Origin of the sequence: Vibrio pomeroyi (assembly GCA_041879425.1) — a bacterium.
Lineage (GTDB): Bacteria > Pseudomonadota > Gammaproteobacteria > Enterobacterales > Vibrionaceae > Vibrio > Vibrio pomeroyi_A.
Genome location: CP090854.1, coordinates 1,230,097 through 1,244,933 on the forward strand (window position 1 = coordinate 1,230,097; position 14,837 = coordinate 1,244,933).

Sequence of the window (14,837 nt, forward strand, 5' to 3'; positions counted from 1 at the left end):
AATGCTGGATTCTAAATTACTTCGAGCTGAGCTGGATGAAACAGCGGCAAAATTAGCACGTCGAGGCTTCACCCTTGATGTAGAGACAATTCGTGAACTTGAAGAAAAACGTAAGTCCCTTCAGATGAAAACTGAAGAGCTGCAAGCGTTACGTAACTCTCGATCGAAGTCCATTGGTCAAGCGAAAGCAAAAGGCGACCATGAAGAAGCTGAGCGTATCCTTGCAGAAGTAGGCAACTTAGGCGCAGAGCTAGACCAAGCTAAAGTAGCATTGGCTGACCTTCAATCTGAGCTAGAAACGATCACAATGTCTATTCCTAACCTTCCTGACGCAGAAGTGCCAGATGGTAAAGACGAAGACGATAACGTAGAAGTTTCTCGTTGGGGCCAACCTAAGACTTACGACTTCGAAGTTAAAGATCACGTTGATCTAGGCGAAATGTCTGGCGGTCTTGATTTTGCTAGCGCAGTTAAAATCTCTGGCTCTCGTTTCATCGTGATGAAAGGCAAATTTGCACGTCTACACCGTGCTATTGCTCAGTTCATGTTGGATCTTCACACTGATGAGCACGGCTACACAGAAATGTACGTACCGTACCTAGTGAACCACGATAGCCTTTACGGTACTGGTCAACTTCCTAAGTTCGGCGAAGACTTGTTCCACACAAGCCCGCTAACTGAGCAAGTAAGTGACGTACCTCTTAAGACTCTATCGCTTATCCCAACTGCAGAAGTACCGGTAACGAACATGGTTCGTGACACGATTACTGATGAAGCTGAACTGCCACTTAAGATGACAGCTCACACACCATGTTTCCGTTCTGAAGCAGGTTCTTACGGTCGTGACACTCGTGGTCTTATCCGTATGCACCAATTCGACAAAGTTGAACTAGTACAAATCACTAAACCAGAAGACTCTATGGCAGCTCTTGAAGAGCTGACAGGTCACGCTGAGAAAGTGCTTCAACTTCTAGAGCTTCCTTACCGTAAAGTGATTCTATGTACGGGTGACATGGGCTTCGGTTCTGCGAAAACTTACGACTTAGAAGTATGGGTTCCAGCACAAGAGACTTACCGTGAAATCTCTTCTTGTTCAAACATGTGGGATTTCCAAGCGCGTCGTATGCAAGCTCGTTTCCGTCGTAAAGGCGAGAAAAAACCTGAACTTGTACACACACTAAACGGTTCTGGTCTTGCTGTAGGTCGTACTATGGTTGCTATTCTTGAGAACAACCAAGAAGCTGATGGCCGTATTGCTATCCCAGCAGTACTTCAGCCATACATGGGTGGCGTAACGCACATCGGTTAATCAAATTATTTAGCGCCTCGCGCGAAATTGATTATTTAAAAGGCTTTGCTGTAATGGCAAAGCCTTTTTTATATGTGGCAGTTATTTTTTGTATGCGGTAGCCCGATAGGGAAGCTAATTCAAAGAATCGCTACATAAACGAGAAGCTGGCGTTGGCAGCAGCATCTGCTTGCTTACATGCTAGAAGCGCCTTTCGGTAGTAGTTTTGATAGTTGTTTTTTGTCAGCTCATCAATGGTATAAAGCTGGGTGATCACTTCATCACATTGCTTGATGATAGTAAGCACTTGCTTAGCGCCCATTGAATCTGGCCAAATTACAGAAAGCAGTTTAACGATGGTCATACAGACGTTTTTGATCATCGGGCAACGCTTATGAATATCTAAGTAAGCTACGAGTACCAGTTTATAATCTGATTGGCCTTGTTTAATGCTGATGTTTTTCTCTTTAAGCCATGTCATTTTTTCTGTGTTGCGATTTTTCATCTCAGCACACATCGTCATCTGACTCGACACAACGGTTTCGTTTGCTGTCTTGATGATCAACATGCCGCAGCGATTCTCAGCGACTTTAAATTCGTTCTCACAACTCATTCTGTCCAACAACCATGCATGGTGATAAATCACAGGAAATGCGTTGAAGTCATTCTTGTCGTGCAGTGCGGTCAAAATTGTCACCGCCTTTTGATACTGCTTGGACTCCATCGCAATGTGAGCCGCGATAAGCGCCAAGTCGGTTTGAAGCCCTGATCTTGCCTCGGTCGGGATCTTAGAAATCAGGTAATTGACCTGATCCAAATTCGCTTGCTTATCGATGCAATCAGACGCGCAATAGAGCAAGAATCGAATATGATTCAACTTCATGTACAAGTTGTCGCGGAATGTATCTCTGTTTATCTGCACGTAGTTTTGATAGTGCAATAGCGCAGTTCTCGAATCATTTACCGACAAGCATAGATTTGCGATTGCCAACTCTCGCTCTGAGTTTCCAGGGGTGAGTTCGCTCGCCAACTTAAAGTGTGCAATCGCCGCTGGAATCTTGTTGCTGATCAGATTAACCTGAGCGGCTTGGTCTCGATACAAAGTGCTGGTGGGCGCTGAATCAATCAAGCTTTCGATCATGCGTTGTGCTTCATTAAGCTGGCCTAAGTTCGCAAGGCTGTTCGCTAGCCCAGCTTGAGCCCAATCGAAACTGCCTTCATCAAGCGCTTTTTCATAAACACGTTTAGCTTCGTCGTAGAGTTCAAGCTTTGATAGAAAGCTTCCACGGAACTGTTGAATCGTCGCGAAATATTCTGGATGGAATGCGACTAACTCTTCGCAAAATTCTAAGCCCGCTTGGTAGTTGTTCTCTCTTTCAGCCTTGTAGATATTCTGCAACACCAGCTTCTTTTTCAGAGAACTGGTAATACGTTGCTTCAACGTTTCTCGGTTGAACGGCTTTAATAGGTAGTTATCTGGTCGAAGCTCTAAGATAGGTCGGATCGACAAAGCCGAATTCTCGCCTGTTACTAGGATAAATATCCCGTCATCTTTTAATCTTTTTGATTGCTTCAATTCTTCAAATAGCTGTTTGCCGTTGATGGTGTTGCCAAAATTATAATCGCAAATGATCACATCAAAGGTTGTGTCGCTTGTGAGAGCCATTGCTATACGAGGAGACTTAGCAATTGAAATCAAACGCTCTGAGAAGCCAATATGAACCAACATATTGCGAATAGTTGATAGCACTATCGCGGAGTCATCAACGATAAGTGCATTTAATTGAGTTAATTTCATGTTTATTTTAAATTATTTACTGACGTGAATTCCGAAAAGCTCGCAGGCTTTGAAGTAATAAAACCTTGATATTTGGTCATGCCAATTGTTTTTAAGTATTCAAGGTCTTGCTGCTGTTCTACACCTTCGACAATACAAGAAAGGCCAAGGTTTTCTGCTAAATTGATGCAAGCTTTCGTTAGAATCTGATTCTTTTTGTTTTCGCTAATGTTATTTACAAAACTACGGTCTACTTTTAGCTCAGTAAACGGCAAGCTCGACAACTGAGACAAAGACGCATAACCCGTCCCGAAATCATCAACTGACAATCCAACGCCCAACATGCTGAGTTTTGCGATGTTCTTATAGCAATGCGCATCCAGTAGGATCGTCTCGTGTTCTGTAATTTCTAGTGTCAGCAGTGACGGATCAATTTTGTACTTGTCACATAAGTTGGCGACTTGATCGGCAATCTCAAGCTTCAACGTTGATTGCTCAATATTTATCGCAAAGTGGATCGGCTTACGCATCGACGAGATATCTTTCAGAGCCAGTTCAAGCACGGTGAAGAAAAGTCGATCCATTAGCCCAAGTTGACGTAATGTGTCCATGAAATGGAAAGGCGTGAGCAACCCTAATTCTGGATGCATGATGCGAGCAAGCACCTCAACACCAACCAATGTCGATTGTTCAACGTTATGTTGTGTCTGATAAGCATTGGTGAACCATTCATTCTCAAAGGCATCAATGGTCTGTTGTTCATCCAACTTAACTTCGGTCGGCAGAATAGACTTAGCGGTTTGGATTCGTTTATACGATGACAATAAACGCTGGATATGCGCTTCATCGACCGGCTTCGGTATCGCTTCGACTTCGTTATAGCCAATGAGTTTGCACATGCTTTTGGTTGAATCCAACGCAGCATCAGCCATCGCACTCAGGATTACGACAGTTTGTATTGAACCTTGAGCTTCCGAAGATGCCAGTAACGACACACCATCAATCTGTGGCAATTGAAGGTCACAGAACGCAATATCAAAGCGATGTTGTTTGCATAGCTCTATCGCATCTTCGCCGTTGTAAGCGGTATACACCTCATCCACGCTGTAGCGTTTAAGTAGGATCTGAATTTGCGTTGCTTGTAACAATGAATCCTCAACGATGAGAATTTTCATAGTGAATCTAACCTGTTTATAACCGCTTGAGCTGAGGCAATCGCTAAGTCCAGCTCTTCAATTAACTTGTGACAATACATAGGGTCTTCTGCATTTTTCTCACAATCCTTTGCTGCATGATTGAGAGAATCTAAGCTGAGTAGGCTCGCCGACCCTTTGGTTCTGTGTGCTATCGCTTTAATGTTTGGATCAGGCTCTAGCAACATCGCTTTGTCTGAGCTGAATGAATCCAAAATAACAGTCGCCATTTGAAGCTGCTCTTCTGGGCTATAATTCTGTGCCCAAGATTGGTCTGTTTGGATTGTTTCTACCGCTTGTTGGGGCAGTAATTCTTCAATCGCACATGCGAGCTCTTCAAACGAGTAAGGCTTATAGATCACTTGATCCATACCCACACGTTCAGCCTTCTCAATAACCAGCTTGGAGTCTTCGGCTGTACAGCCAATAATTGGCAAGTGTTTCAGCTTGTCGAGTGAACGAATCTTCTCCGTCAATTGATAGCCATCCATGTTCGGCATATGGCAATCGGTAATGATGATATCGACGAGTGCTTCGCTGTTTTCTAACTCTTCCATCGCTTCTTGGCCGTCTTTACGATGACCGTCTTTAAACCAAAGCGCTTAAGCTGCTTTGCAAACAACAAGCGGTTGATTGGGTCGTCATCGGCGATAAGCACGGTTCCGGTAAAGTGGTACACTGACGCCGGAGCGTGAGTCACGCTTTTGCCTTGAGCTGTGATATCGCTCAGCAATAGGTCTGGATATAGGTTCTGCCACTGTGTAGAGCGCTCAATAGCCTGACTGTAATCATTCATGTGATTATCGACTTTCCAAGCTTTAAACCACGCTAAGATCTCTCTGTCTTCAGAGTGCATCGGCGTAACCACTTTAACTGGGCTCGCTGTTCCTTTAATTGGTAAGTTCACCGAAACCTTAGTGCCTAGCCCTAACTTGCTTTCAATCTTGAGGTCACCGTCCATCATGTTAACTAGTCGTTGAACCACCGTAATTCCCAGTCCTGTGCCGCCGTAGCGTCGACTAATACTGCGGCCGCCTTGTGCGAAAGGTTGAAACGCACGCGCTATCTGTTGGTCAGACATACCGCAGCCTGTATCTGTAATAGAAAGCTGTAGCTGTTCGCTCGATGTTTTTACCGTAACTAACACAAAGCCGTTCTCGGTGAACTTAATCGCATTGTTCAGTAGGTTATTAAGGATCTGAGTGACTCTCAGCCAATCTAAGCTTGCTCTGGATATCGAGTCGACTTTCCAATCTAATTTGAAGTTAAGATTGTTGAGTCGAGCATTGCTCTCAAATGTCCTAAATATCGGGCACAACTCGTCGTAGATATTGCTTGTCTTCGACTCTAAGTGAAGCTGATTGGCCTCCATTTTGGAGATGTCGAGAATGTCACTGACCAGCAGTTTCAAACGTTCTGCTGACAACTGAGCATTACTAAGAAGCTCCATGTCATCTTTGTTTTCTATCTTGGTACTGAGCAGCTCCATCAGGCCAATCATGGCCGCGATAGGCGTGCGCAATTCATGGCTGACGATGGCTAAGAATAGATCTCGAGCTTTGATCGCTTCTTGCGCTTTCTTGTTAGAGATCTCAAGTTCACGTTGTTGTTTTTCCCATCTTGTGAGGTCATCAAGTACCGTGATTACGTAAGGGTCTTTCTCTGATGCGTTGGCCAAACACTGACGAATCACACGAAAGTGCTGTTCGCCGCCACTGCAGTCACACTTGATGGTGCTCCAAACGCCTAATTTGTTCCCTGTTTTTTCATCGTTATCTCTAAGCCAACAAAACTCTGGGTTTTCATCGTGTTGCTGTGTAAAGCAGTGGGCCATTTGTTTATCAAAAGCATTGTTGGAAAGCACTAACTGGCCGCTTTTATCGTGAATCGCAATCAAGCTAGGTAAGTTATCTAGCAAGGTCGTTAGCCATTGGATCTGATCATAACTGCGCTGTTCAGACTGTTGAGCACGGGACAGCGATAGAGACAGTCGACGAGTCTTCATTAAGCCAAACGTAATCAAAGCGAATATCACTCCTGATATTGCTAAGGTATACGCCACGATTCGCTCCTCACTGAATCCGTATTGAGCGACGATGTTGTGATGCTTCAGTGTTAGAAGATCAATTTCATTTTGTGTCGTGACTGAAATAGCTGAGTCGATTACGCTTTGTAAGAACGACGAACTCGGATTTAAAATGACCCCCATCTTACGTTGTAGTGAAACTTCGGCTGTTTGTGGAACGATGTTAAACAGCGCATCGTAACCATTAAAAATGTATAGGTTAGCGATACTTTTTGGGATATAGGCATGTGTAATCTGACCCTTGCTCATCGCGGTAATGATTGAGTCCATGTCTTTGTAAATCAGAGCATCAGCTAAGTGATCTTCTAAACTCGACTTTGGAATGAAGTAGCCCGTTCGATCCAAAATCGCGGTCTTTTTATTTTCAAACTCGCGGTTAGTTTCAATCAGCGCCCATTCGAATGTCATGAAAGGTTTGCTAGCGATAAACTGAGTAGAATCTACGTTCTCTACATCGAAGCCTGGCAAAAACTCAACCTCACCATTCTTGAGCATATCGATAATGTTTCTGCCTTCTGGCGGCACATATTCAAACTTCAATCCGAGTTTTCTCGAAATCAGCTTTATTGCATCATGAATAAACCCCACTGCTTCTTGGGTAGTAGGATCAAAATATGAATACGGGTAGATCCCTTCCGTTACCGTAAAGCGAATAGGGCGCTTGCCATATTGGCTTTGGATTATCTGGTTCACGAGATCATCGTAAAAATGATAGAACTGTTCTGAAGACAAATTGGCAATGTCATTTTCTTTGTCGAGAATGAATTTTTCGATGATGCTGTGCATCATGCTGTCATTCTGGTTCATCATGATCTGAACGGGAAATTTTGGCAGATCTTGGCTGAACGAGAGTGCACCTTGCCATTCTCCCGGGGTCATGACGGAGTAGTAACTTTGTACTGATGTCAGATCTAAGATCGTCGCATCGGCAAAGCCATTTGCTATCGCAGGTAAAAGTTCAGAAGTGCTGTTCACAACCATAGGGTCAGACACCCCCTGCAGATTGAGCAGTTGGCAGAATAGTGAACTTTTAATGCATACCCATTTTAATTGGTCGTGCGGCGTATTCTTGGCGACGTCATCTCTGTACCAATACACATTTTGAATGTCATATAAGCTGTCTGAAAACTCAAATTGTTCAGCTCTTCTGCGTGTTTCCGCAAAGCCAATGGTTAAGTCAGCTTCACCGCTAGCAATCGCAGATAATAAGGCTCTGGAAGAGAAGTACTCTTTTACTTCGACTTCGACATTTAAGTAATCCCTAAGCATACCTTGGACGCTATCGCACGTGTCTTGATTGCGATTGACGACAAAGTCTTCCCAAACTTGATTAAACAGGTACATAGGTTTCGCAATCACTAGCTTCTGTTTATTTTGGATATAGCTATGCTGGGCTGCACTTAATGTGGTTTCTTCAGCGGTACTGGAAAAAGAGAGTGAAGTTAGAGCGATTAATAAGAGAAACAGGGTCTTCATAAAGTTAGCGAGCGATGAAAAGTCCCGCATTCTATGACGACATTTTATTCAGCCGCTAATACAATTTTTGAATTTATTTTTGTCGAGAGGGTAAATAAGAATTGTGATTATCTTTTTAATAAATCCCTTCTTAAACAGAGGCTTAATTTTAATAGTTCAGCCTGTTTTTTACAGGCTGAATCAGTGATTTTTATATTGAATACATTATGATCTATTTAAAACAATTAGGTCTCTTTGAAACAATCAGGACGACTAAGTGCCTTATCAATGGCTGAAATGAGCTGCTCAATATGTTCAGGTTTGCTAATGAAAGGAGGCATCATATAGATCAACTTGCCAAATGGGCGTATCCAAACGCCTTGTTCAACAAAGTGAGCTTGAATGGTTTCCATATCGACAGGTGAATGGGTTTCAACTACACCAATCGCGCCCAACCAGCGAACGTCTTTAACCAATGCATGCTCTCGCAAAGGTGGCAGCAATTCAGAGAAAAGCTGTTCTATCTGCTGAGTCTGATTTTGCCAATGGCCTTGCTCTATGATGGATAAACTTGCCGCGCCGACGGCGCAAGCCAATGGGTTACCCATAAAAGTTGGTCCGTGCATAAAGCAGCCTGCTTCACCACCACATACCGTGTCTGCGACTTCTTTACTCGCTAGTGTTGCTGAAAGGGTCATGTAGCCACCAGTCAGCGCTTTACCCAAGCATAGAATGTCCGGTTGAATATCGGCATGCTCACACGCGAACAGTTTCCCAGTGCGGCCAAACCCGGTCGCAATCTCATCCAAAATCAACAATACGTTGAATTCATCGCACAGCAAGCGCACTTGTTTCAGAAATTCAGGGTGGTAGATACGCATACCGCCAGCGCCTTGAACGATTGGCTCTAGGATCACGGCTGCGACTTCTTGATGATGTGTTGCTAGCTTTTCACGGAAGCTGTTTATGTCGTTAGCGTCCCATTGTTCCCAAAAACCTGTTTTCGGTGAATCGGCAAAAATGTGTTCAGGCAAAAAGCCTTTGTAGAGGCTGTGCATCGAGTTGTCAGGGTCGGTCACTGACATCGCTGCAAAGGTATCACCGTGATAGCCATCTCTGAGTGTGAGGAACTTCGAACGAGGTTGTCCTTTGGCATGCCAGTATTGAAGCGCCATTTTAAGACTCACTTCTACGGCAACTGAGCCTGAATCGGCCAAGAATACATGTTCAAGACTACTTGGTGCTAGGTTGAGAAGCTTCTTACATAAATCGATGGCAGGCTGGTGGGTGATACCACCAAACATAACGTGTGAAACCTTATCTATTTGGCTATGAGCAGCGGCATTCAGATCTGGATGATTGTAGCCGTGAATGGTTGACCACCAAGACGACATGCCATCAATAATTCGTTTTCCGCCTTCTAATTCTAAGTAAACACCGTCTGCATTGGTGACTGGGTAGCAGGTCAGAGGTGTTAACGTTGATGTGTAGGGATGCCAGATATGCTGGCGATCAAAGGCGAGATCCATAGTAACTTCCATTCTTGCTGTGATCAAAAAATAACCAGATGTAAACTTTTGATATTATCAATGTGTTGACAGTCTAAAGCTTGTCGGTAGACTAGCCAAGCATAAATGCAAACTCTAGACACAGAGTTGTAACATCAAAAAAATAAAAAAAGGATCGACACGTGGAAGTTCGTCATGACTGGACAGTTGCTGAAGTAACAGCGCTGCTTGAAAAACCGTTTATGGATTTAATGTTTGAAGCTCAAGTCGTTCATAGACAGTACCAAGAGCACAACCACGTGCAGGTGAGTACGCTTTTATCGATAAAGACAGGTGCTTGCCCTGAAGATTGTAAGTACTGCCCTCAAAGTGCTCACTACCGAACGGATGTCGATAAAGAACGCTTAATGGAAGTTGAGCGTGTTTTGGATGCGGCGCAAAAAGCCAAGAATGCGGGCTCAACTCGCTTCTGTATGGGCGCTGCATGGAAAAACCCGAAAGAACGCGATATGCCTCACCTAACTGACATGATCAAAGGTGTGAAAGGCATGGGTCTAGAAACCTGTATGACACTGGGTATGTTAACGCCGGATCAAGCGGGTGAATTAGCCGACGCAGGTTTGGACTACTACAACCATAACCTTGATACGTCTCCAGAGTTCTACGGCAGTATTATTACCACTCGTACTTACCAAGATCGTTTAGACACGTTGTCTCACGTGCGTGATGCCGGAATGAAGATTTGTTCTGGTGGCATCATCGGTATGGGCGAAAGCACCAATGACCGCGCAGGCCTTCTTGTAGAGCTTGCGAACCTTCCAGTACACCCAGAAAGTGTGCCAATCAACATGCTAGTAAAAGTGAAAGGCACACCGATGGAAAACGTCGATGATGTTGAGTCTTTCGACTTCATCAAGCTGATTGCGATTGCTCGTATTATGATGCCTATGTCTGCAGTTCGCTTATCTGCAGGCCGTGAGAACATGAACGAACAGATGCAAGCGATGTGTTTCATGGCGGGTGCGAACTCTATCTTCTACGGTTGTAAGCTACTGACGACGCCAAACCCTGATGAAGACACGGATATGCAGCTGTTTAAGAAGCTGGGTATCAATAGTCAAGAAGTGGCTCAAAAGCCAGACGAAATTCAAGAAAACGAACTGTTAGATCAAGTGGTGGAGCGCGTTGCGGCTCGTCCAACTAAAGATGACATGTTCTACGATGCCACGGTTTAAAGCTCGCATTAAAGAAGCCCTTGTTCATCGCCATGAGCAAGGGTTGACTCGTCAACTCAAGGTGCTCGAAAACAGCAATGGACCTTTGCTGAATAGCGAAGGTTCTAGTTTCATCAATTTTTCGAGTAATGATTATTTAGGTCTGGCGAACGATCCTGAACTGGTCGATGCATGGCAAACAGGGCTTTCCCAATATGGTACTGGAAGTGCGGCATCGCCATTGGTTACAGGCTTTAGTCCTGCTCATCGAAATTTAGAGGCTCAGCTGTGTGAATGGCTTGGCTTCGAACGTGCCATTCTCTTTAGCTCTGGTTTCAGTGCTAATCAAGCCTTGTTGTTTTCTCTGCTTGAGAAAGACGATTCATTGCTGCAAGACAAACTTAACCACTCCTCTTTGATGGAAGCGGGGATGCTTTCTCCTGCAACAATGAAACGCTTTAAGCATAACGACGCGCAACATCTAGAGTCGCTGCTGCGCCGTTCTCCACAATCCTTGGTTGTGACGGAAGGCGTGTTCAGCATGGATGGCGACCAGGCTCCCCTTAATCAAATATCTAACCTGACCAATCAATACGACAGTTGGCTTGCGGTTGATGATGCCCACGGGATTGGCGTATTAGGTGATAAAGGGGCAGGGAGCTGCAATGAAGCTCAAATAACGCCTGATATCTTGGTGGTGACCTTTGGTAAAGCATTCGGCCTCTCTGGTGCCGCGATTTTGTGTTCGTCAGAGGTGGGTGATTACTTAACTCAATTCGCTCGTCATCATGTGTATTCAACGGCAATGCCACCTTCACAAGCGGTGGCTTTGTCTCATGCGTGTCAGATGATTCAAACGCAAGAGTGGCGTCGCGAGAAGCTAACTGAGTTAGGGACTCTCTACGCAGAGCAGATGAACGGTTTGCACGGTTTTATTGATACTCAGACTCCGATTAAGCCGTTTGTGATCGGTGAAGCTCAGGCTGCGTTTTCCGTTGCAGAAGAATTAAAGCGCAACCAAGTTTGGGTCACTGCAATTAGGCCACCCACGGTTCCGACCGGGACGGCTCGTCTGCGTATTACATTAACCGCCAATCACACTCAAAAGCAGATCCTTCAATTAACTGGTTCTTTACGTCAAGCAGTGGAAACAAATCTTGAATCAAGTTTTGAATCCAATAGCGACACTCACATCGAAATAAATAATGAGGCTCAGTAAATGTCACAAGAAGCAGTCGTGCATAATTACGTAGGCCAAGATAAGAATGCGATTGCCGAAGCCTTCGGCAAAGCAGCAGTAACCTATGATAAACACGCTGAGTTTCAGCGCGATGTCGGCCACCGATTACTGGATAAGTTACCTAGCGACCTCTCCGGTTTAAAGGTACTCGATTTAGGTTGTGGTACGGGATATTTCTCCGAGCAGATAGTGAAGCGTGGTGCTGAGGTAGTGTGTGCTGACCTGTCTGTTGGAATGTTAAAAGCGGCAGAACAACGCTGCGGCTCATCAGTCTCTTTATATCAACAAGCTGACGCAGAGCAATTGCCGTTTGAGGATGGATGTTTCGACATCGTTTTTTCGAGCTTAGCATTGCAATGGTGTGATGATTTATCGTCGCCTTTGAAAGAGATGAAGCGCGTTACAGCGGCTGGTGGACGTGTGATTTTCTCAACTTTGCTTGATGGGTCACTGTTTGAACTGGAAAAGTCATGGTCCAAAATTGACGCACATCAACACGTTAACCATTTTATTACAATCAATCAGGTAAAAATTGCGTTAGCGCAATCTAGCTGTACTGCTCATCAACTAGACTTGCCCACCATCACCGTTTGGTACGACACTGCGTTTGAACTGATGCGCGACCTTAAAGGCATCGGCGCTAATCACGTAAGTGGTCGCTCACAAGGTTTAACAAGCCGCCGTATGTTGCAGCTTGTTGAACGGGAATATCGAGAGTTTAAAAACCATCAAGGTTTCTTACCAGCAACATATCAAGTTTGTTTAGGGGTTATTCAATTATGATTGATGCATTATTCATTGCAGGTACGGATACCGAAGTGGGAAAAACTGTGGTTTCAAAAGCGATTCTTCAAGCTTTGACCGCACAAGATTTATCAACAATTGGTTACAAGCCAGTTGCTGCAGGGTGTGAACAATACCCAGAAGGGTTACGTAACAGTGATGCATTACATCTTCAAGATGCGGCGACACAAGACATTGCTTACGAAGACGTGAACCCGTACGCGTTGCTACTACCGTCATCACCTCACATCGCAGCTAAGCATGACGGTGTCGTGATTGATGAAGCGGTATTATCGGCGAAACTAGACCAGCATAAGCAAAACTCTGACATCGTTCTCGTTGAAGGTGCGGGTGGCTGGCGTGTACCGGTTTCAGATGACGAATACTTGTCTAGCTGGGTTAAAAAAGAGCAGCTTCCAGTTGTATTGACCGTTGGTATTAAGCTGGGTTGTTTGAGCCATGCTCTGTTAACCGCAGAAGCGATTCGTGCTGACGGACTAAACTTAGTTGGTTGGGTAGCAAACCGCATTAATCCGGGCACTGAGCACTATGCTGATATTATTGCGATGCTCGAAGATAAGCTAGGTGCGCCAAAGTTAGGTGAGATCCCTTACGTACCAAAAGCGAAGTCTAAGAATATTGGCAAGTACATTAATGTACAGCCATTGCTTGAGCTTTAATTCTCAAGCTATACGTGAAACAAGAAAAGGGCTGCGATTGTAGCCCTTTTGCTATTTTAAGCCTGTGTAGAGTTAAGCTTGGGATTAGTGTTCTTTTGTAAGTCCCATTAGAGCTTGTTGTGTCTCTGTTATATTGGTTTGCGCTGCTTGTGGCGTAAGAATACCGATCTGTTTCTTTGCTTCTTCTTCAGTAACCCCTAGGTGACAGCACAGTAAATCGATAGCCATTTGAGTGTTAGTACCTTCAACCATGATCCTTTCCTTTTGTTCCATGAACTAGCCAATACAGTAATTGACTGACACTCTAAACGGATCGTTGGTGGTTAACCATACTACTTAGGTCTAATGGACGATTGAGAAATGAACCACTCCCGTAATCAAATGTTGCAATTTAATGCTTAACCTTGTTTTCTTAATCTAAGACTATATGTATAAGTAAGTATAAGTCTCAAGGTTGGAATAAATTGCTGTCTGCCTTGTCTATAACAATAAGTTTTATAAAAACAGCTTTCATGCGGAGATAAGTAATGAAGCGAGTAATGTTGTTCCTTGCAACCAACCTTGCGGTTGTATTGGTACTAAGTGTTGTTCTTAATATTGTATACGCAGTTACAGGTATGCAACCAGGAAGCCTTTCAGGCTTGCTGTTAATGGCTGCGGTATTTGGTTTTGGCGGCTCATTCATTTCATTAATGATGTCAAAGAAAATGGCGCTACGCTCAGTTGGCGGCATGGTCATTGAGAGCCCTCGTAATGAAACAGAACATTGGTTGATGGAGACGGTAAGCCGTCAAGCTCAACAAGTTGGTATTGGTATGCCAACAGTGGCGATCTACGATTCGCCAGACATCAACGCATTCGCAACAGGCGCTAAGCGTGACGATTCATTGGTAGCGGTATCAACAGGCCTTCTGCACAACATGACACGTGACGAAGCTGAAGCGGTATTAGCGCATGAAGTTAGCCACATCGCGAACGGCGACATGGTGACAATGACGCTAATGCAAGGTGTCGTGAACACGTTCGTTATCTTCCTTTCTCGTTTCATCGCGAACATTGTTGCGTCGAATGACAACGAAGAAGAGGGTGGCAGCAACATGATGGTGTACTTCGGTGTGTCTATGGTGCTGGAATTGGTATTTGGTTTCTTGGCAAGCTTCATTACTATGTGGTACAGCCGTCATCGTGAATTCCATGCCGATGCAGGTGCTGCGCACTTGGTAGGTAAAGAGAAGATGATTGCAGCGCTAGAGCGTCTAAAAGTGAGCCACGAGCCACAGCTAGAAGGTTCTATGATGGCGTTTGGTATCAACGGTAAGAAGTCTCTAACTGAGCTACTAATGAGCCACCCACCGCTAGATAAGCGTATTGCGTCTCTACGTAACATGTAATGTCTAATACGATTAGCTATCGCTAGTCGATAAGATAAATCTAAAGGCTTCCTTCGGGAGGCCTTTTTTGATCTTGGCGTTTAAGATAACAAGTGTTGAGACATGAGACATGAGATACGAGGTTGATGTCGCTAGGCGAATAAATTGAATGAGTAGGGGATGAGTAGATCTATTTGAGGAGGGGAGGCTGTTGACGATTCTTTTGGCGATAGGTTTAGTTCC

The 14,837-nt window shown here is 44.5% G+C and carries 12 protein-coding genes; 6 read left to right on the plus strand and 6 right to left on the minus strand.

Features of this window, described 5'->3' with window-relative positions:
• The first annotated feature begins 1 nt into the window (after nucleotide 1).
• On the plus strand, nucleotides 2-1,309 hold the full coding sequence (serS, locus tag L0992_05575; protein ID XGB68157.1) for a serine--tRNA ligase: 1,308 nt from the start codon (nucleotides 2-4) through the stop codon (nucleotides 1,307-1,309).
• A gap of 130 nt (nucleotides 1,310-1,439) precedes the next feature.
• On the opposite strand, the gene L0992_05580 is transcribed toward serS, so the two are convergent.
• From L0992_05580 to bioA, 5 genes are all read right to left on the minus strand, one after another.
• Nucleotides 1,440-3,086 (minus strand): response regulator, encoded by a 1,647-nt coding sequence (locus tag L0992_05580; protein ID XGB68158.1) that lies wholly within the window; start codon nucleotides 3,084-3,086, stop codon nucleotides 1,440-1,442.
• Between the two features lie 2 nt (nucleotides 3,087-3,088).
• The gene (locus L0992_05585; GenBank protein ID XGB68159.1) at nucleotides 3,089-4,240 is read right to left on the minus strand and encodes an EAL domain-containing protein; all 1,152 of its coding nucleotides are present in this window, start codon (nucleotides 4,238-4,240) and stop codon (nucleotides 3,089-3,091) included.
• Nucleotides 4,237-4,815 carry a response regulator gene (locus tag L0992_05590; protein XGB68160.1) on the minus strand — a complete coding sequence of 193 codons (579 nt, stop codon included), beginning with the start codon at nucleotides 4,813-4,815 and terminating at the stop codon, nucleotides 4,237-4,239. The genes L0992_05585 and L0992_05590 overlap by 4 nt, the downstream gene beginning before the upstream one ends.
• Complete coding sequence (locus tag L0992_05595; GenBank protein XGB68161.1) at nucleotides 4,803-7,820, minus strand: transporter substrate-binding domain-containing protein; 3,018 nt, start codon at nucleotides 7,818-7,820, stop codon at nucleotides 4,803-4,805. Before L0992_05595 ends, L0992_05590 begins: the two co-directional genes overlap by 13 nt.
• Before the next feature lie 224 nt (nucleotides 7,821-8,044).
• Nucleotides 8,045-9,328: an adenosylmethionine--8-amino-7-oxononanoate transaminase gene (gene bioA / locus L0992_05600; GenBank protein XGB68162.1), complete on the minus strand. Its 1,284-nt coding sequence runs from the start codon at nucleotides 9,326-9,328 to the stop codon at nucleotides 8,045-8,047.
• A 161-nt stretch (nucleotides 9,329-9,489) separates the two neighbouring features.
• Between bioA and bioB the strand changes: the two genes are divergently transcribed.
• The 4 genes from bioB to bioD are packed head-to-tail and all read left to right on the plus strand — an operon-like array spanning nucleotide 9,490 to nucleotide 13,224.
• Nucleotides 9,490-10,542 carry a biotin synthase BioB gene (bioB, locus tag L0992_05605; GenBank protein XGB68163.1) on the plus strand — a complete coding sequence of 351 codons (1,053 nt, stop codon included), beginning with the start codon at nucleotides 9,490-9,492 and terminating at the stop codon, nucleotides 10,540-10,542.
• The gene (gene bioF, locus L0992_05610; GenBank protein ID XGB68164.1) at nucleotides 10,529-11,740 is read left to right on the plus strand and encodes an 8-amino-7-oxononanoate synthase; all 1,212 of its coding nucleotides are present in this window, start codon (nucleotides 10,529-10,531) and stop codon (nucleotides 11,738-11,740) included. Before bioB ends, bioF begins: the two co-directional genes overlap by 14 nt.
• Complete coding sequence (gene bioC, locus L0992_05615; protein ID XGB68165.1) at nucleotides 11,741-12,544, plus strand: malonyl-ACP O-methyltransferase BioC; 804 nt, start codon at nucleotides 11,741-11,743, stop codon at nucleotides 12,542-12,544.
• Complete coding sequence (gene bioD / locus L0992_05620; GenBank protein XGB68166.1) at nucleotides 12,541-13,224, plus strand: dethiobiotin synthase; 684 nt, start codon at nucleotides 12,541-12,543, stop codon at nucleotides 13,222-13,224. Before bioC ends, bioD begins: the two co-directional genes overlap by 4 nt.
• Before the next feature lie 84 nt (nucleotides 13,225-13,308).
• Here the strand turns inward: bioD and L0992_05625 are convergent, their stop codons facing one another.
• Nucleotides 13,309-13,476 carry a hypothetical protein gene (locus tag L0992_05625; protein ID XGB68167.1) on the minus strand — a complete coding sequence of 56 codons (168 nt, stop codon included), beginning with the start codon at nucleotides 13,474-13,476 and terminating at the stop codon, nucleotides 13,309-13,311.
• 275 nt (nucleotides 13,477-13,751) lie between these two features.
• On the opposite strand from L0992_05625, the gene htpX reads away from it, so the two are divergent.
• Nucleotides 13,752-14,615 (plus strand): protease HtpX, encoded by an 864-nt coding sequence (htpX, locus tag L0992_05630; protein ID XGB68168.1) that lies wholly within the window; start codon nucleotides 13,752-13,754, stop codon nucleotides 14,613-14,615.
• The last annotated feature ends 222 nt before the right edge of the window (nucleotides 14,616-14,837 follow it).

Coding starts and splice junctions, on each gene's coding strand:
- bioA (XGB68162.1), bottom strand. CDS start 9,328: ATGGATCTCGCCTTTGATCGCCAGCATATCTGGCATCCCTACACATCA.
- bioF (XGB68164.1), top strand. CDS start 10,529: ATGCCACGGTTTAAAGCTCGCATTAAAGAAGCCCTTGTTCATCGCCAT.
- L0992_05585 (XGB68159.1), bottom strand. CDS start 4,240: ATGAAAATTCTCATCGTTGAGGATTCATTGTTACAAGCAACGCAAATT.
- htpX (XGB68168.1), top strand. CDS start 13,752: ATGAAGCGAGTAATGTTGTTCCTTGCAACCAACCTTGCGGTTGTATTG.
- bioD (XGB68166.1), top strand. CDS start 12,541: ATGATTGATGCATTATTCATTGCAGGTACGGATACCGAAGTGGGAAAA.
- L0992_05595 (XGB68161.1), bottom strand. CDS start 7,820: ATGAAGACCCTGTTTCTCTTATTAATCGCTCTAACTTCACTCTCTTTT.
- L0992_05590 (XGB68160.1), bottom strand. CDS start 4,815: ATGGAAGAGTTAGAAAACAGCGAAGCACTCGTCGATATCATCATTACC.
- L0992_05580 (XGB68158.1), bottom strand. CDS start 3,086: ATGAAATTAACTCAATTAAATGCACTTATCGTTGATGACTCCGCGATA.
- serS (XGB68157.1), top strand. CDS start 2: ATGCTGGATTCTAAATTACTTCGAGCTGAGCTGGATGAAACAGCGGCA.
- bioC (XGB68165.1), top strand. CDS start 11,741: ATGTCACAAGAAGCAGTCGTGCATAATTACGTAGGCCAAGATAAGAAT.
- L0992_05625 (XGB68167.1), bottom strand. CDS start 13,476: ATGGTTGAAGGTACTAACACTCAAATGGCTATCGATTTACTGTGCTGT.